This window comes from Arthrobacter sp. CG_A4 (assembly GCF_035985125.1).
Taxonomy (GTDB): Bacteria; Actinomycetota; Actinomycetes; order Actinomycetales; family Micrococcaceae; genus Arthrobacter.
This window is the reverse complement of sequence record NZ_JAXCID010000018.1, coordinates 39,194-55,739: the sequence shown is the minus strand read 5'-3', so window position 1 is coordinate 55,739 and position 16,546 is coordinate 39,194. Positions and strand designations below refer to the sequence as shown.

Genomic DNA, 16,546 nt, shown 5'->3' with positions numbered 1-16,546 from the left:
ACGGATGCCCCCCTGGACAGATGATGACGTGACGGATTGCTGGTGCTATTCACGATGTGCCAACCTTCGAGACCATGGATCCTAGATGAACTGCAATGGGCTGAACTTCGGACCTCAACAGTGGACGGATTAGCCGCCGCCGTATCAGGGGCCCGCCAAGCAAGGAACCAATCGCCATTAGCACCGGCGCCAGGATGAAGCCCCCTGTGAGAGTGACGAAAGTGCCGACCAGTAAGAGCGAAACAGCAGAATCTGTCAGCCGTATGCCAAGGACGCCGGCCTGTTTTCCCCGCACTGCGGCAAGGGCGCCGTAGGGCGTCACCGCGGCGACTGAAGTGGCATAGACGATCCAGCCAAGAACCGCTATGACGTCGGGTTTCTGTCCCCCCACCAGTTGACCAACCGCGGGCAGCAACACCATCGCGATGATTCCCGAACCCAGAGCGACAAGGGTCAGCGCAGCCACCCCCCGGTCAGCCGCCCGCAGCATTTGTTTGATGGGGACGCCCTTCTCCCGCGCGAAAGCCGCAAAGAGGTACGAGGATGCCCCACTGACGATCAGCATGATGGGTGCGACGTAGATCCGGGCGACTTCCAACTGGCCGGTGGCGGCCAATCCGGCCATGAGTGTGACAGCTACCCGCACGGCTGTGAGCAGGGCGGGCCGAACCGCCTGCTGCAGCGACCTCCAGATCCCAAACCTGGCCACGGCCGGCGACAGTGCCTGTGCCCGCAGAATTAGGAAACGCTCATCTTTGGGGAGGATCAGGATGCCGATGGCAAGTGCCACCAGCTGCCCGCAGATTATTGCCGCGAAGCAGGTGGCCAGGCTCAGCGGTCCGGCAACTGCTGCCAGACCAAGCGCGGCCAGGGCGCCCCCCAGCCCGGCCAGATCCACCACCACAACCTTCCAGAACAGGAGGTCCGCCATCAGCAGCCGTCTTACCGTGTCCTCCAGGGCGAAGAAGGTGATGGCTCCGCCGAAGATCAACGCACCGGGTGGCGCCAGAAACCCGGTTGCAAGGGCCACCGCGGCACCGCACAGCCCTGCTCCCACACTGAGACCGAGGCACCAGAGCTGAAGGGTGAACCGGACTGAGGGATTCCGGCGGTCGAGCACCGTCAGGGTGTCACCCACGAAGCCGCTGACGATTGCTGTCACCAGAAGAATTACCCCGTACAGGATGGCAAACTGTCCCAGTCCGTCGAGGCCCAGTGTCATGGCCGCGACCAGCTGCAGGGCAAAGCTCGCCAGTGCCTGGCTTCCCTGTGCCGCGATACCGCCGAGAGCGCTGCGGCTCACCACTGCGGCAGGTGACTTTTTCCCTTGCGAACGGCTGGACATTAGCTGGGCAGCTTCCCGCTGAGGACGGCCGGAATGTGGGCGCCGTCGATGTCCACAAAGATGGTGCCTCCATCCGTGCCTTCCGGGACCAGGAATGCATACGCCCGCACTTGGCGTTCGCCGGCTTTGATGGTGCCCGCGAAATCGAGCGCAGTGACACCGTCGTACAGCGGGGCCGCCGCGGCCTTGCTCTCCCCGTACCGCAGAGTGACCACGACGTTCGATACTTCCAGGTCCGTGCCGGAGCCATTGTCAATTTCGAGGTTCATGGACACGAATGGAGCGCCGGAAATCGAACCGGCACCCGTGGCAGTGACTACACCGCTGCGCAGATCGCCCACCGAGACGGCGACTCCATCGCTGTACTTGGCCGGTGTGGAGTGGAAATTGCCGGCAACTGCATCGGCTTTGTCCGCAGCGGGTTTCTCATTGTCCCTCGTTACCACCGGCGCCCCGGTGGAATCGTCCACGAACGCCGGGCCGCCCGGGGGTGCGGATTCGGTTCCCTCCGCGGTGGGCTTTGGATCGTCCGGAAGGCCGGTCTCGCTGCCGTAGGAAATGGATTTGGATTGGTCCGTGCCGGCGGCGGATGGTGAGGTGCAGCCCGACAAGAGGGCGATGGTCAAGGCGGCACCGATGACGGAGGCCAGGGCCTTCCGGGTCATCGCGCAGCCCCCCGAAGAGCCAACCCGTGAACTAAGACCAAAGAACTGTTGCTTTTGATGCATTGAGGCCTCCATGAAACCGTGAGAAGAAAACCCGGACTGCGCCAGGCCGATGCTCACGACGCCACGCGGCTTGGGCTGCGGGGGCGCCTTGGCTGCAGTGAAAACAATCGTGGCGGCAGCCCGGCGAGCCAGCGGATGAGCCACCGAGCGTCCGGTGCGGCCCGATGTTTCGAGCGGGCGCCGGCGAAGAGCGGGCAGATGCACGCAGGTTTGAAAACCGCCGAACGGTGCGGGTGCCCCGCGTTTGCCGATCAAGGCAATACGCAAAACGGCACCAGGTATTCTTTCGTTCACTTTTTACCCCCAGGCATATTTACTTCTAAAGAGACCGCATTGAGACCTTGCTTTACCGGAAGGACCGGCAGGACGGGACGATTCACTCAGTGAAGACTTTGAACGGACACCAACTCCCCGGATTCTGAATTCAGCAGCTCCAGGGTCCGGCTCAAAGCGGTGCTGGAGGTATGGACTGTGTAGGGAAAATAAACGACTTTGACGCCCACGGCCGAGAACTCTTGTTCCAGTGCGAGGCCCTTGGGCGTCCCTCTCCGGTCACCACCCTTAAAAAGAATGTCGAAGGGTGCGGCGTGCCAAGCGTCGATCTTGCGGGGAAGAGACTCGGCAATTGCCTCGTCTACGTACCGGACATGCCTGACGATTTCCAGGCGTTCCGGCAGTGGAATGACGGGAGCCCGGCCCCTGGTCGCCACCAGGAGCTCATCCGCAAAAACACCGGCGATCAAGTAATCACATTCTGCTTTGGCGCGCCGGAGCAAATTCAGATGGCCGACGTGAAACAGATCAAAGGCTCCGGCTGCGTAACCGATTCGAGCGGTCATGACATCCAACCCGGAAGCGCCTGTTGACGCGTGCCTCGGCGCCGGAGCCCACCCGTTGGCAACAAAGACGGATGGACCGCCCGCAATTGCTGGACATTCATGGGGGGGAGACCTTCCCTTGACTCAGTCGACTTCGGTCCCCTTAGTAAATTGGATGGCCCCGGCATGGACACGAGTGTGAGCTACCCCTTTTTGCTTTGGTCGACCACTTGCCCAGTCCCGCAGGATTCGATCACTACTTGGGGCGGTTACGCGCATCCGAGACTTGACTACGTATTGAAGTCATGTGCATGTCCCGATATTTGGTCCACTCGGGCGCTCTTGCGCCACTCGACCATCCACTCGAGGATTCAGTCAAAGAACCAGTCGAGGGTCCGGAGTGCGCGCCCGGAAAGGACTCCGTTGTTCCCCGGTGAGGCATCGGCGACGTCCCGGGCCGTACGGGCTGGCGTGACGACGCCGGGCGATCGATCAGCACGCTCCCGCCGGCGTGACTTGTTCAGAGAAGTGCCCCGGCTGGGGTAAGGTAAATCTCGGTGTTTACCGGGCACCGGGTCCAGCAATTTGGACAGTCCCACTGCGGCTGTAGCTCAATGGTAGAGCGCTAGCTTCCCAAGCTTGATACGCGGGTTCGATTCCCGTCAGCCGCTCCAATCCGCCGCGCATACACGGCCTAAAACCCTGGCCACCACGCCCGGGGGCCGTTAGGCCGTTACCTGTATGGTTCGAAGTCAGGAACCTCTTCGGTTCCGCTACAGGAGCGATCATGGCTGACAAATCCCCCCGGCAGGCAGCATCCAAGAAATCCGGCAAGTCCATCAAGGAAAAGCGGGCCGACAAAAAGTCCGTTGCGGCACCGCCCAGCTCCATGGACAAAGCCACCGGCGCCAAGCCGACTAGCCCCAAAAAGAAGTGAGCGGCAGCTTGGGCCATCTCACCCTCGGAGTCCTTGCCAGCACGCGAAAGCCTCACGAGCAGCGCCTGCCGATCCATCCCCTCCATCTGGACCGGATCGCACCCGAACTCCGGCAGCAGCTGATCCTCGAGGAGGGCTACGGCGAGCGTTTCGGGGTTTCGGACACCCATCTTGCACCACTCGTGGGGCGCGTCGTCCCGCGCGCGCAGCTCCTGGCGGAGGCCGACGTCGTCCTCCTGCCCAAGCCGCAGCCCGAAGACCTGGCCGAACTCCGTGACGGGCAGATCCTGTGGGGCTGGCCGCACTGCGTCCAGGACCGGGCCATCACCCAGCTCGCGATCGACAAGAAACTCACACTGATCGCGTTCGAGGCCATGAACCACTGGGCCAGCGACGGCGGCTACGGGCTGCACGTGTTCCACAAGAACAATGAGATGGCCGGCTACTGCTCCGTGCTGCATGCCCTGGCCCTCGCGGGGTGCACCGGGGACTACGGCCGCCGGCTGAGCGCCGTCGTCATTGGTTTCGGGGCAACGGCGCGCGGCGCGGTCACGGCCCTGAACGCCCACGGCGTCCACGACGTCCAGGTGCTGACCAGCCGCGGCGTCGCCGCGGTGGGCTCGCCGATCCACTCGGTGCGGATCGCGCAGTTCGATCACGATGACACGGCGCCATACCTCAGCCAGGTCATCACTGAGCGCGGGCGTGTGCCGCTGGCCCCGTTCCTTGCCGAAAGCGACATTGTGGTCAATTGCACGCTGCAGGACCCCAACGCGCCGCTGACGTACCTGCGCACGGAGGACCTCGACGCGTTCCGGCCCGGCAGTCTGATTGTGGACGTGTCCTGCGACGAGGGTATGGGCTTCAGCTGGGCGACGAGCACCACCTTTGCCGAGCCCATGTTCACGGTAGGCGACCACATCGACTACTACGCGGTGGACCACAGCCCGTCCTACCTCTGGAACTCCGCCAGCTGGGAGATCAGCGAGGCGCTGCTGCCGTTCCTGGAAACCGTAATGTCCGGCCCCGGGGCCTGGACCGGGAACGAGACGATCCGCCGCGCAATCGAAATCCGCGACGGCGTGGTCCTCAACCCGGATGTGCTGCAGTTCCAGCAGCGCGAGCCGGACTACCCCCACCTGCCGCTGGGGGCCTGAGCGCCGGGGGCCCCAATCACATAAGGTGCCCGGGCTCGTGGCGCGCAGGAGCCCGGGCGTTTAGGCCGCGCCCGGGACCTGGGGGATGGCGGCTGTCTGCCCGCCCGGGTGCTGCCCGCGCCCTTGGCCGGCCCGCTTCCGGACGATCGTGACGAGCCGGCGCCGGTCCCTCAGGTCCACCTTGAGCATCAGCTGATCCCGGCGCGCCAGTACGACGGCGACAGCGGCCGCGGCGAGCGCCGGCACCCCGCCGGAGACCAGGATGGCGGTGTGCGGGCTGACGTGCTCGGCCAGCCAGCCGATCATCGGGCCGCCGATCGCCTGGCCGCCGATCAGCACCATGATGTACAGGCTCATCACGCGTCCGCGGATGGCCATGTTGGAGCTGATCTGGACCAGCTGGTTGGCCGCGGTCAGGAACATCAGGCACCAGAACCCGGCCAGGACCATCGCTGCCCCGAACCACAGCATGGACGGCGCCAGCGACGCGAGGCAGAGCATGAGCCCGTACATGCCGGCCCCCAGCATCACCGAACGCAGCCGCAGCTCACGCCGCCGCGCCGAGGTGATCGCCCCGGCCAGCGCTCCCAGTGCCACCAGCGCGTTCAGCAGTCCGTAGCCGCCGGCGCCGACGTCGTACACCTGATCCGCGAACGCGGCCAGCAGCACCGGCAGGCTCATCGCGAACACGGCGATGAACCCTGCCATCAGCCAGGGCCAGTAGATTGTGGGCTTGCTCAGCGCGTAGTTGAGCCCCTCCTTCAGCATGCCTTTGCGCTTGGCCGCCGGGGTGCTGATGAACAGCTGGTCCTTCCGCAGCGTGAGCAACATGGCCACGGTGAAGCAGCAGGCCACGGCGTTACCGGCAAAGGCCCAGCCCGCCCCCACTGCGGTGAGCAGCAACCCGGCGACCGCCGGGCCGATCAGGCCGCCCAGCTGGAAGATCGTGGAGTTCACACTGATGGCATTCCGCAGGTAGGCCGGCCCCACCAGTTCATTGACGAAGACCTGCCGCGCCGGCTGGTCCAGCACCGTGACCAGGCCCAGCGACAGGGCGATGGCGTAGACGTGCCAGACTTCGATCCGTTGGGTCAGGGCCAGCACTGCGAGGATCGCCGCGAGCACCGCGGCCACCGACTGGCAGAGCATCATGATCTTCCGCTTCGCGAAGCGGTCCGCCATCATCCCCGCCCAGGGACCGAGGAACAGTGAGGGCAGGAACTGCAGCGCCACGGTGACGCCGACGGCGGTGACCGAACCGGAGAGCTGAAGCACCAGCCAGTCCTGGGCGATCCGCTGCATCCACAGGGCGATGACAGCGACGAAATGGCCGATTGCGAAGATGCGGAAATTGCGGACCTTCAGCGAGATGAAGGTGTGGCGCCACGGCAGGCGCTCATGAACGACGGCGATCGGGGCGGTGTTGGTATCAGGCAGCGAAGCGACATGTGCCTGTGACGGCGGAGGGGGTGCCACGGAAAGTCCTCAAGCGAGCGGGTGTGCGGGGAGTACTCAACGCTAAGCTGGCCCGGATAGATTATGGAAGCTTATTCTCCGCATAACTAGCATTACAAAACGCAATACGGCACGCGCGTGCCGCCGGTCAGGAGTCCGCATGTTTGAACCCGCCCAGCTCCGCTCTTTCCTGGCCGTCGCCGAAACTCTGAGTTTCACCAAGGCCGCCGAACGGCTGGGCCTCGCGCAGCCCACTGTCAGCCAGCATGTCCGCAAGCTGGAGACGGCCGCGAAGCGGGTCCTGGTTGCCCGCGACACCCGCGATGTGCGCCTGACCGACAACGGTGACGCCATGGCCGGATTCGCCCGCAGCATCCTGTCCGCGCACGATTCCGCCTCCCGCTACTTCTCCGGATCAGCCATGCGCGGACGGCTCCGGTTCGGCACCGCCGACGACCTGGCCATCACGGGACTCCCCCGGATCCTGCGGGAGTTCCGCCAGGTCTACCCCCAGATCAACCTAGAACTGACAGTGGGCCAAAGCGACCAGCTGTACAAGCGCCTCAACGCCGGGCAGTTGGACCTCGTCTTCGTCAAATGGGTGGCCGGGGCCAAGGACGGCACCGTGGTCCAGCAGGACTCCTTCGCCTGGGTGGGCCTGGAGCAGACCGTCCTGGATCCGGCCGAGACCGTGCCCCTGATCGCCTACCCGTCCCCCAGCCTGAGCCGGAAGCTCGCCATCGACGCGCTCGAAGCCACCGGCCGGACCTGGCGCATCACCTGCACCACCCGGCAGATCAGCGGCGTGCTGGCCGCCGTGCGGGCGGGCATCGGTGTTGCGGTGATGCCGTCCTCGCTGGTCCCGGAGGACCTGCTGATCATCACCCGGCGCTTCGATCTCCCGCCGGTGGGCGATGTGGACTTCACACTGATCCGCAATCCGCTGGCCAACACAGAGGTGATCGAGGCCCTCACCCAGGCGATCATGGGCCGCACCCTGAAACGCTCCGGCTGAGCCTGCGGCGCCGCTGCCTGCAACGTGATGAGTACGTGCACGCGTGGTGTACCTACTTGGACGATGTACTTACGCGGCGCCATTGATCGCCGGTGATCCGTGACATATCCTGAAAGTGTTGAAGGTCAAGCAGAGGCTAATGACAACGATTCATAGAAACGAACGCTGTCCTGTGCTTCTGCCTTTGGGGGCGGCACAAAAGCGTTCGGGATAGGCCGACAATGACGCCAGCCACAAACCGACCACAGATTCCCACAGCACCGGCAGTCCATTCGCTGCAGGCGGTGCGCCCGCCGGCTCCCATGGTGAACCGCGGCTCCGCCGCGCAGCACACTGTCCAAGGACGCCGGGATCCGCATCCCGCCACGCTGGTGGCAGCAGGGTTCGTCGGCAGCCCATACTGCGAACGCTGCGGAACCGACGAGTTCGTCTACCTAGAGACTTTCGTACCGGCCACCCATCACAGCGACGGCTCCGTCAACAAACTGGGCGAAGTCACCTACTTCTGCTCCGGCTGCGACGACTTCGCCGCGCACGCCGTCCCCGCGTCCTGGGTGCCGCCCGGCTGGTACTTCGGCTGAGTCCCGAAACCAACCAGTCCCTCGAACCAATTAACCGGATGAGCCGGGCGGCCATCATTGGAGGGCGGCCGCCCGGCTCGTTTGTTGTGCCTCTTCCGGAGCGGAAGCCTGCTAGATGAGGCCGTCCGAGATGTGGTTGGGTGTGCCGAAGCGGTGCGCCGTGATGCTGATGGCCTGCTCGTGCAGGAACGGCAACAACTCGACGCGGCCGGCTTCGGTCACCGGGTGGAAGTACATCGCCAGGTCCGGGCGCCCGCCTGTGGCCGCCGCGAGTGCTTTAGGATCCCCGCCGAGGATCCGGATCCGTCCGCCGGCGAGCGTGCCGGCCGCGGCCAGCCACCCGGCGTCGCTCTCCACCGAGACGGCCACGCCGAGACCGGACAGGACGGCGCGCAGCCGGGCGGGCAGTTCGACGGCGGCGGTCACCGTCAGGGCGGAGCCGGCCAGGACACCGGCCGCCACGGTCCGGACGAGCGCACCGAGGGGTTCGCCGTCGGAGAGTCGGATGGTGACCGGCAGCGGGCGGTAGCGGAAGATGTTGCGTTCGGCGCTCAAGCCGGAGACGTCCTTCGCTGTGCCGAACTCCTCAGCCCAGGCAAGGGCGTCGGAGGCCAGGGCCCGGTGCAGCATCTGCAGTTCCTCGGCGGGCAGGAAGTCCTTGGCGGCAGCCTCGATCCGGCGGACGCCGGGGTGCGCGGGTGCCGCCGCCCCGAGGGTGCCCGCGGCTGCTGCGGTGCTGGCTTTACTGGTCCATCCGCCGAGGCCGACGAGGTAGTTGGGTCCGCCGGCCTTGGTGCCGGCGCCGACGGCGGATTTCTTCCAGCCCCCGAAGGGCTGGCGCTGCACGATGGCCCCGGTGATGCCGCGGTTGACGTAGAGGTTGCCGGCCTGGACGGTGTCCAGCCAGATCCCCAGTTCCTCGGTGTCCAGCGAGTGCAGGCCCGAGGTGAGACCGTAGTCGATCTGGTTCTGGATGGCGATGGCGTCCTCCAGCGTGTCCGCGGTCATAACGCCCAGCACGGGGCCGAAGAATTCGGTGAGGTGGAAGTAGGATCCGCGGCGGACGCCATAGCGGATACCCGGGCTCCACAGCCTGCCGGTACCATCGAGCTGCTGCGGCTCCACGGCCCAGTTTTCGCCTTCGCCGAGGGTGGTGAGGGCGTTGAGCAGCTTGCCGCTGGCGGGCTCGATGATCGGGCCCATCTGGCTGGTCGGATCCTCTGGGTAGCCCACCTTGAGTGAGGTGACGGCATCGATCAGCTGGTTGTGGAAGCGCTTTGACTTGGCCACTGATCCCACGAGGATCACCAGGGAGGCCGCGGAGCATTTCTGCCCGGCGTGGCCGAAGGCGGAGTACGCGACGTCCTTGGCCGCAAGGTCAAGATCGGCACTCGGCGTGACGATGATGGCGTTCTTGCCGCTGGTCTCGGCCAGCAGCGGCAGGTCCTTGCGGAAGGTGCGGAACAGTTCGGCGGTCTCGTAGCCGCCGGTCAGGATGACCCGGTCCACGGCGGGGTGGGAGATCAGCTGCCGGCCAAGCTCACGCTCGCCCAGCTGGACCATCGTGAGTACGTCGCGGGGCACACCGGCGTCCCAGAGGGCCTCGATCATCACGGCACCGCTGCGGCAGGCCTGCCTGGCAGGCTTGATTACGACGGCGGAGCCGGCGGCGAGGGCCGCGAGGGCGGAGCCGGCGGGGATGGCCACCGGGAAGTTCCACGGCGGGGTCACCAGGGTGAGCTTCGCCGGAACGAAAGTGGCGCCGTCGACGTCGTCCAGCCTGCGGGCCGATTCGGCGTAGAAGTGCGCGAAGTCAACGGCCTCGCTGACCTCCGGGTCGCCCTGGTCGAGGGTCTTGCCGGTCTCGCTGGCCATGACCTCGAGCAGTTCGGCGCGCCGGGCTTCGAGGACGTCGCCGGCTCGGTGCAGGATCGCGGCACGCTCGGCGCCGGAGAGGGCACCCCAGGCCTTTCCCTTTTCCACTGCGGTCCCGATCACGGCGTTGAGCGTGCCGGCGTCGTTGATGGTGGCGGCTTCGACGGCGGCGTTGCCCAGGGTGGAAGTCGCCACGCGGCCCAGGATGGCGCGGCCCCAGTCGCGGTTGGCGGGCAGCGACGGATCGGTGTCCGGGGTGGTCTCGAAGCTGCGTTGTGCCTGCTCGGCGTCCGACGGCGGCGCGGCCGGGAGGTTGCGGTTCTGCCGGCGGTTGGGCGGCGGGACCTCGTCGTCGAGCCCGGCGAGGGAGGCGAGGAAGCGCTGCTTCTCACGCTCGAACAGCGCCCTGCTTTCCGGGGAGTTCCCCCCGAGTTCAAAGACGGCGGACATGAAGTTGTCCTGGCTGGCGCCCTCTTCGAGCCGGCGGATCAGGTAGGCGATCGCGACGTCGAACTCGGCCGGGTGGACCACCGGGGTGTAGAGCAGCAGCGAGCCGACATCGTGCCTGACGGCTTCGGCCTGGCCCTGGGCCATGCCGAGCAGCATCTCGAATTCGATACTCTGCTCTGCGGTATCCGCGATGCCGCGCTGCTTGGCCAGCAGCCAGGCGAAGGCGATGTCGAAGAGGTTGTGGCCGGCCACGCCGATCCGGATGTTGCGGATCCGGTCCGGGTGCAGCGAGTAGTTGATGACGCGCTTGTAATTGGTGTCCGAGTCCTGCTTGGTGCCCCAGGTGGCGAGCGGCCAGTCATGCAGGGAGGCTTCGACCTGCTCCATGGGCAGGTTGGCGCCCTTGACGACGCGGACCTTGATCGCGGCACCGCCGTTGGTGCGGCGGGCGGCGGCCCAGTCCTGCAGGCGGATCATCGCGGCGAGGGCGTCCGGGAGGTAGGCCTGGAGAACAATGCCGGCCTCGAGGTTTTTGAATTCCGGTTTGTCCAGGATCCGGGTGAAGACCGCGATGGTCATGTCCAGGTCCTTGTACTCCTCCATGTCCAGGTTGATGAACTTGGCTTTTTTTCCGCCGACGGCAAAGGACGCTGCGCGGGTGAAGAGCGGCGTGAGCTTCTCAACGACGTGCTCCACGGCCTCGTCGAAAGCCCAGGCGGAGTGCGGGGCGACGGTGGAGGAGACCTTGATGGAGACGTAGTCGACGTCGGGGCGGGACAGCAGGGTGTGGGTGCCCTCCAGACGGCGGGACGCCTCGTGCCCGCCGAGCACAGCCTCGCCGAGGAGGTTGACATTGAGGTTGATGCCGTCCCTGCGGATCTTGGCGATGGCCCGGCCCAGCTTGGCGTCGGTCGCGTCGACGATGAGGTGGCCGACCATTTCGCGGAGCACGCGGCGGGCGATCGGGATGACCACCCGCGGCAGGATTGGTGCCATGGTGCCGCCGAGGCGGACGGCGCTGCGCATGTACCAGGGCAGGAACGCCGGGACCTTCGGTGCCAGGGCGGCAAGGTTGCGGGCGGCGACCTGGAAGTCTTCGGGTCGGACGACGCCGTCGACGAACCCCACTGTAAAGTCCAGGCCGTTCGGGTCCTTGAGGACCCCGGCGAGCTGCTGGGCGGAGGCATCGACCGGGATCTGGGCGGCTTCCGTGAGCCAGTGGCGTACCAGCCCGATGGTTTCCTCGGCGAGGGCGGCGGCCTCAAGGACCGGGGAGCCTTCCGAGACGGGTGCGTGCCCGGCCGCATTGCCTGTTTTCACGCCGGACTCCGTTGAAATCTTGGTCATGGCTGGTACTCGTTCTTTCTCAAAATTTGGACCTTTCTAGGCTTCAGTATGAGACCGGATTTTCATAAGATAAAGCGAAGTTTTCCGAGCAGTACTGGTTAGAAAAATCGAACATTCCCAGACCGGGCGCAACCGTCCCCGAACACACGGATGCGCTATCACTTTTGGCTCCCAAAAGGCGTGGATGGGAGCCAAAAGTGATAGCGCAACCGGGATCGTCCCGGGGGTTAGCCGATGTGGCGGTGCATCTCCACGGCTTCTGCGTGGCGCGGGCTGTCCGGGTTCATCAGCGAATGCTTCCTGCCGTAGAAGAAGTAGATTCCCAGGCCGATGACCAGCCAGACCCCGAAGCGTGCCCAGGTCTCCCAGTGCAGCTGGAACATCAGGAACGCCGAGGCCAGGACGCCGAAGGCCGGAATCACCGGCATCAGTGGCAGGCGGAAGGTCCGCGGGGCATCGGGCTTCTTGTAGCGGAAGACGATCACCGAGAAGCAGACGACGACGAAGGCGGCCAGAATTCCGATGTTGGTGAGGTCCGCAACGGCCTTGATCGGGAAGACACCGGCCAGCAGCGCCGATCCGATCCCGGCAATCCAGGTAACGCGCTGCGGGGTCCCGTGGCGGTCCGTCTTGGCGAACCAGCCGGGCAGCAGCCCGTCGCGGCTCATCGAGAACCAGACCCGGGTGACACCAAGGAGGAAGGTGAGCATAACCGTCATGATGGACAGCACGGCGAAGACCGAGATGATGGTGGCGATGACCGGCAGGCCCACGCCGTTGAACGCGGAGGCGAACCCGGCCTTGGGGTCGATGTCCTGGTAGTTCTGCATGCCGGTGAGCACCAGGGTGGCTGCGACGTACAACAGCATGGCGATGATCAGGGAGAGGATGATGGCCTTCGGCATGTGCTTCTTACCGTCGGTGGCTTCCTCCGCGGCGGTGCTCATGGCGTCATAGCCGAAGACCGCGAAGAACACGGTGGCGGACCCCGCCAGCACCGGACCGAAGCCGCTGGGCATAAACGGATTGTAGTTGTTGGTGTCGATATAGAAGACGCCCAGGCCAATGATAAAGAGGATCAGGACCACCTTGATGGCCACCGCCACGAGCTCAAAGCGGCCGAAGGCGCGAGTGCCGCGGGAGAGGATCCAGGTGACCAGCAGGCAGACCAGAATCGCCGGAATGTTGACGATGCCGCCCGTGCCTTCATCCGGCGTCGAGGTCATCCAGACTGGCATGTTGATGCCGATGCCCGAGAGGAACGCGTCAAAGTAGCCGGAAATGCCGATGGCCACCACAGCCACGATCGCGATGTACTCGAGCAGCAGATCCCAGCCGATGAACCAGCCGATCACCTCGCCCAGCGCCACGTACCCGTAAGTGTAGGCAGAACCCGCGCGCGGGATCATGCCGGCGAACTCGGCGTAGGACAGGGCCGCAGCCGCGGACGCCAGACCCGCAATCAGGAAGGAAAAAAGCACTGCCGGGCCGACTCCGGGTTCAGTTTCGCTGCCGTGGGCCACGAGGCCGGCGAGGGAGAAAATGCCGACGCCGATAATGCCGCCGACGCCGATGGCAGTCAGCTGCCACAGCCCGAGGCTCTTGATCAAGCCGCTGTGCTTGTTCTCTTCCTCGATATCGTCAATCGGCTTGCGCCGCATGATCGATCTGGTCTGGTCTTTGGTACTCATCAGGGACTCCTGCTTAGGTGTGGGGCCCATCAATCCGCCCTGTGATGGGGGTTACTCAGTGAGTAACAGTATGCAAGCCCGCTTGCATTAGATAAAGTGACTTCTCCTAATCAATAACCATTAGAATTCACAAAGGAATAGCGATGCTCGACGTTCGGCGTTTGCGCCTGCTCCGCGAACTGAAGATCCGGGGCACCCTGGCGGAAGTCGCCGAGGCACTCCAGTACAGCCCGTCGTCGGTCTCGCAGCAGCTGGCCCTGCTGGAAAAGGAAGCCGGCGTTGAGCTGCTTCGTAAGACCGGGCGCCGGGTGCAGCTCACGCCGCAGGCCGAAGTCCTCGTGGCTCATACGGCCCAGCTGCTGGAAACCCTCGAGCAGGCAGAGGCCGATCTCGCGGCCTCCCTGACCACGGTGACCGGGACGGTGCGGATGGCCGTATTCCAGTCCGCTGCGCTGGCGCTGATGCCCGATGCCCTGACCCGGATGTCCGCCAGCTACCCCGAGGTCAGGGTGGAAATGACGCAGCGGGAACCGGAAACAGCCCTGCATGAGACCTGGGCGCGGGACTTCGACCTGGTGATCGCCGAGCAGTACCCCGGCCACACTGCCCCCCGCTACGCGGAACTGGACAGGGTCCGGCTCACGGGCGATGCGATCCGCCTCGCGGTTCCGCCCGCCTCCCCGGACCGGCCGGCGATCACCTCCCTTGCCGACACCGCGGAGCTGGCGTGGGTGATGGAACCCCGCGGGGCTGCTTCCAGGCACTGGGCCGAGCAAACGTGCCGGAGCGCCGGTTTCGAGCCCGACATCAGATTCGAAACCGCTGACCTGCAGGCGCAGATCCGGCTGATCGAGTCCGGAAACGCCGTGGCCCTGATGCCGGACCTCGTCTGGACCGGACGGGCAACAACAGCCCGGCTGATTAATCTCCCGGGCGATCCGCACCGGACGGTCTTCACTTCGGTGCGGCACTCGAGTGCCAAGCGGCCCGCCATCCTGGCAGCCCGGGAAATCCTAGCCGAGACGGCCGCGTCCATCACCCCCGCCGCCGGGGCGCCGTCGGACTGACCGCCGAGGGGCTGACCGCCGAGGGGACGACGGACGTGCCGGACGCCGTCGACCTCCTGTCTGTAACCTGAAGGCGGTGTCCGCTGCCTCACAGCGCGACGGTTCGCCCGGAGCTAGACTGGTCACGTTATGAATCGCACAATATTTAAGTCCAAGATCCACCGCGCCACGATCACCCACGCGGACCTTCACTACGTGGGTTCCGTCACCGTGGACCTGGATCTGCTCGAGGCCGCCGACATTCTTTCGGGAGAGCTCGTGGCAATCGTCGACGTCACCAACGGCGCCCGGCTGGAGACATACACGATTGCCGGCGAACGCGGCACAGGGGTGATCGGGATCAACGGAGCCGCCGCACATCTCATGCATGAGAATGACATCGTCATCCTCATCACCTACGCCCAGATGACCACGGACGAAGCGAGGGCGTACATCCCCAAGGTGGTCCATGTGGACAAGGACAACAGGATCGTCGGAATCGGCAACGACCCCGCGGAGGGGCATACCCCCGGGATCATGCGCCCGCCGCACGCGCTGAACAACGCCTCGCTGAACTAGCGTCCGCGCACTAAAGCAACGCGGGGTCACTTCGCGCCCATCCCGGGCCTCATCATGGGCGCGATGTGACCCCGCGTTGTCCTTGCCGCCGGTAGGCTTAGCCGGTCGGGATTCGACCCGCACGCACGTACGGGGGAGACACTTGAAGATCGACCGACCACGCAGCGTCCGACCGCCTACGGCACGCCGCACGGGGGCGGTCGACTGGATCGCAGCCGGCCTGACCGGACTGCTGCTCGTCTCCGCCACCGCGTGCGCGAGCCCTGCCACCGCACCCGCCGCAGCCACCGCCACCGGGAGCTCCCCGAGCGCTTCCGCGCCGCCGGCAGCAACGCCGCCATCCACGCCGGCCACCGACGGCACCCCGCTGGACTCTGACGCCGCCCCCGGCGTCACCGCGGCCGGTGTCGGAGCCCCCAACCCGCAGCCCGCCTTCGCCAGCAAGGCCCTCGATGTGCTGGCCACCATCCCGATCAAGGGCCGTGCGCCCAAGACCGGATACTCACGTGACCAATTCGGCCAAGCGTGGGCCGACGTCGACCGCAACGGCTGCGACACGCGAAACGACATGCTCCGCCGGGACCTGACCGCCCCGGCCTTCAAGCCCGGCACCCGCGACTGCGTGGTACTTTCCGGCGTCCTGAACGACCCCTATACGGCAACCCTGATCAACTTCCTCCGCGGCAACGCCACCAGCACCGCGGTGCAGATCGACCATGTGGTGGCGCTCAGCGATGCCTGGCAAAAGGGCGCCCAGCAGCTTACCCCGGCGCAACGGCTCTCCTTCGCCAACGATCCGCTGAACCTGCTGGCGGTGGATGGCCCTGCCAACATGAAAAAGAGCGACGGCGACGCCGCCACGTGGCTGCCGCCGAACAAGTCCTACCGCTGCACGTATGTGGCCCGCCAGATCTCGGTCAAGGCCAGCTACACACTCTGGGTCACCCAGGCCGAACACGATGCGATGGCACGGACCCTCGGTGACTGCCCTGACGCACCGGCACCGACCAACCAGGAAGCCCCGCCTCCCCCGATGCAGGCGCCGGCCCCCGCGCAGCAAGCCGTCCCGGCCCCGGCCCAGCCCTATGTGGCTCCGGCCCCGGCCTACGTGGCTCCGGTTCCTGTCCCGGCTGCCCTGGCCTCTGCTTACTACGCGAACTGCGCGGCCGTCCGCGCCGCTGGCGCAGCTCCCCTCCACGCGGGGCAGCCCGGCTACAGAGACAAGCTGGACGGCGACCGGGACGGTACCGCCTGCGAATAGGACCGGAGCGGCACCAATCGTGCCGGTCCCCAGGCGGGGCTCGTCGGCATTTTCGTTAGTTCTCCGGTGCCCGGGATTGGTGGCGGGGGCGCGGTGGCCGGGCTCAGGGACATGCCCCGCGCCGGGGCCAGCGGATGGACATGGTGCCATTATGCCCAGTCCCGGGTGCGAAGAATGGGCATGTCCCCCGTTACCAGCTGTGCAGCCCGACTCCCCGCCGCCGGACCCACCCGGCGCTTGACCGGACATGCCCCGCTCCGG

At 65.8% G+C, this 16,546-nt stretch carries 13 protein-coding genes and 1 tRNA gene; 8 read left to right on the top strand and 6 right to left on the bottom strand.

Annotation, left to right across the window (positions count from 1 at the left end):
- Nucleotides 1-49 precede the first annotated feature (49 nt).
- From RCH07_RS09715 to RCH07_RS09705, 3 genes are all read right to left on the bottom strand, one after another.
- Nucleotides 50-1,306 carry a hypothetical protein gene (locus RCH07_RS09715; protein ID WP_326967262.1) on the bottom strand — a complete coding sequence of 419 codons (1,257 nt, stop codon included), beginning with the start codon at nucleotides 1,304-1,306 and terminating at the stop codon, nucleotides 50-52.
- A 38-nt stretch (nucleotides 1,307-1,344) separates the two neighbouring features.
- Nucleotides 1,345-2,010 carry a hypothetical protein gene (locus RCH07_RS09710; RefSeq protein ID WP_326967261.1) on the bottom strand — a complete coding sequence of 222 codons (666 nt, stop codon included), beginning with the start codon at nucleotides 2,008-2,010 and terminating at the stop codon, nucleotides 1,345-1,347.
- Nucleotides 2,011-2,453: 443 nt separating this feature from the next.
- Nucleotides 2,454-2,912, bottom strand: a complete 459-nt coding sequence (locus RCH07_RS09705; RefSeq protein WP_326967260.1) for an adenylyltransferase/cytidyltransferase family protein — start codon at nucleotides 2,910-2,912, stop codon at nucleotides 2,454-2,456.
- Between the two features lie 579 nt (nucleotides 2,913-3,491).
- Here RCH07_RS09705 and RCH07_RS09700 point away from each other — a divergent pair.
- From RCH07_RS09700 to RCH07_RS09690, 3 genes are all read left to right on the top strand, one after another.
- Nucleotides 3,492-3,565: transfer RNA gene (locus RCH07_RS09700), tRNA-Gly, on the top strand.
- Between the two features lie 113 nt (nucleotides 3,566-3,678).
- Nucleotides 3,679-3,828, top strand: coding sequence for a hypothetical protein (locus tag RCH07_RS09695; protein ID WP_326967259.1), 150 nt, complete (start codon nucleotides 3,679-3,681; stop codon nucleotides 3,826-3,828).
- Between the two features lie 8 nt (nucleotides 3,829-3,836).
- Complete coding sequence (locus RCH07_RS09690; RefSeq protein WP_442784800.1) at nucleotides 3,837-4,985, top strand: N(5)-(carboxyethyl)ornithine synthase; 1,149 nt, start codon at nucleotides 3,837-3,839, stop codon at nucleotides 4,983-4,985.
- A gap of 60 nt (nucleotides 4,986-5,045) precedes the next feature.
- Here the strand turns inward: RCH07_RS09690 and RCH07_RS09685 are convergent, their stop codons facing one another.
- Nucleotides 5,046-6,461 carry an MFS transporter gene (locus RCH07_RS09685; protein WP_326967257.1) on the bottom strand — a complete coding sequence of 472 codons (1,416 nt, stop codon included), beginning with the start codon at nucleotides 6,459-6,461 and terminating at the stop codon, nucleotides 5,046-5,048.
- 139 nt (nucleotides 6,462-6,600) lie between these two features.
- Between RCH07_RS09685 and RCH07_RS09680 the strand changes: the two genes are divergently transcribed.
- Complete coding sequence (locus RCH07_RS09680) at nucleotides 6,601-7,455, top strand: LysR substrate-binding domain-containing protein (protein WP_326967256.1); 855 nt, start codon at nucleotides 6,601-6,603, stop codon at nucleotides 7,453-7,455.
- Nucleotides 7,456-7,676: 221 nt separating this feature from the next.
- A complete protein-coding gene (locus RCH07_RS09675; RefSeq protein ID WP_326967255.1) occupies nucleotides 7,677-8,036 on the top strand; it encodes a hypothetical protein in 360 nt (119 codons plus the stop codon).
- A 111-nt stretch (nucleotides 8,037-8,147) separates the two neighbouring features.
- Here the strand turns inward: RCH07_RS09675 and RCH07_RS09670 are convergent, their stop codons facing one another.
- A complete protein-coding gene (locus RCH07_RS09670) occupies nucleotides 8,148-11,708 on the bottom strand; it encodes a proline dehydrogenase family protein (protein WP_326967254.1) in 3,561 nt (1,186 codons plus the stop codon).
- Between the two features lie 227 nt (nucleotides 11,709-11,935).
- Nucleotides 11,936-13,399: an amino acid permease gene (locus RCH07_RS09665; protein ID WP_326967253.1), complete on the bottom strand. Its 1,464-nt coding sequence runs from the start codon at nucleotides 13,397-13,399 to the stop codon at nucleotides 11,936-11,938.
- A gap of 143 nt (nucleotides 13,400-13,542) precedes the next feature.
- Between RCH07_RS09665 and RCH07_RS09660 the strand changes: the two genes are divergently transcribed.
- The 3 genes from RCH07_RS09660 to RCH07_RS09650 all read left to right on the top strand — a co-directional run bounded on the left by RCH07_RS09660 (nucleotide 13,543) and on the right by RCH07_RS09650 (nucleotide 16,285).
- Nucleotides 13,543-14,466 (top strand): LysR family transcriptional regulator, encoded by a 924-nt coding sequence (locus tag RCH07_RS09660; RefSeq protein WP_326967252.1) that lies wholly within the window; start codon nucleotides 13,543-13,545, stop codon nucleotides 14,464-14,466.
- Between the two features lie 129 nt (nucleotides 14,467-14,595).
- Nucleotides 14,596-15,024: an aspartate 1-decarboxylase gene (panD, locus tag RCH07_RS09655; protein WP_326967251.1), complete on the top strand. Its 429-nt coding sequence runs from the start codon at nucleotides 14,596-14,598 to the stop codon at nucleotides 15,022-15,024.
- Between the two features lie 148 nt (nucleotides 15,025-15,172).
- Nucleotides 15,173-16,285, top strand: coding sequence for a GmrSD restriction endonuclease domain-containing protein (locus tag RCH07_RS09650; protein ID WP_442784802.1), 1,113 nt, complete (start codon nucleotides 15,173-15,175; stop codon nucleotides 16,283-16,285).
- Nucleotides 16,286-16,546 lie beyond the last annotated feature (261 nt).

Bases quoted from the DNA above. Each gene is read 5' to 3' on its own strand.
- RCH07_RS09710 (WP_326967261.1), bottom strand. From the start codon at position 2,010: ATGACCCGGAAGGCCCTGGCCTCCGTCATCGGTGCCGCCTTGACCATC.
- RCH07_RS09705 (WP_326967260.1), bottom strand. From the start codon at position 2,912: ATGACCGCTCGAATCGGTTACGCAGCCGGAGCCTTTGATCTGTTTCAC.
- RCH07_RS09695 (WP_326967259.1), top strand. From the start codon at position 3,679: ATGGCTGACAAATCCCCCCGGCAGGCAGCATCCAAGAAATCCGGCAAG.
- RCH07_RS09680 (WP_326967256.1), top strand. From the start codon at position 6,601: ATGTTTGAACCCGCCCAGCTCCGCTCTTTCCTGGCCGTCGCCGAAACT.
- RCH07_RS09675 (WP_326967255.1), top strand. From the start codon at position 7,677: ATGACGCCAGCCACAAACCGACCACAGATTCCCACAGCACCGGCAGTC.
- RCH07_RS09670 (WP_326967254.1), bottom strand. From the start codon at position 11,708: ATGACCAAGATTTCAACGGAGTCCGGCGTGAAAACAGGCAATGCGGCC.
- RCH07_RS09665 (WP_326967253.1), bottom strand. From the start codon at position 13,399: ATGAGTACCAAAGACCAGACCAGATCGATCATGCGGCGCAAGCCGATT.
- RCH07_RS09660 (WP_326967252.1), top strand. From the start codon at position 13,543: ATGCTCGACGTTCGGCGTTTGCGCCTGCTCCGCGAACTGAAGATCCGG.
- panD (WP_326967251.1), top strand. From the start codon at position 14,596: ATGAATCGCACAATATTTAAGTCCAAGATCCACCGCGCCACGATCACC.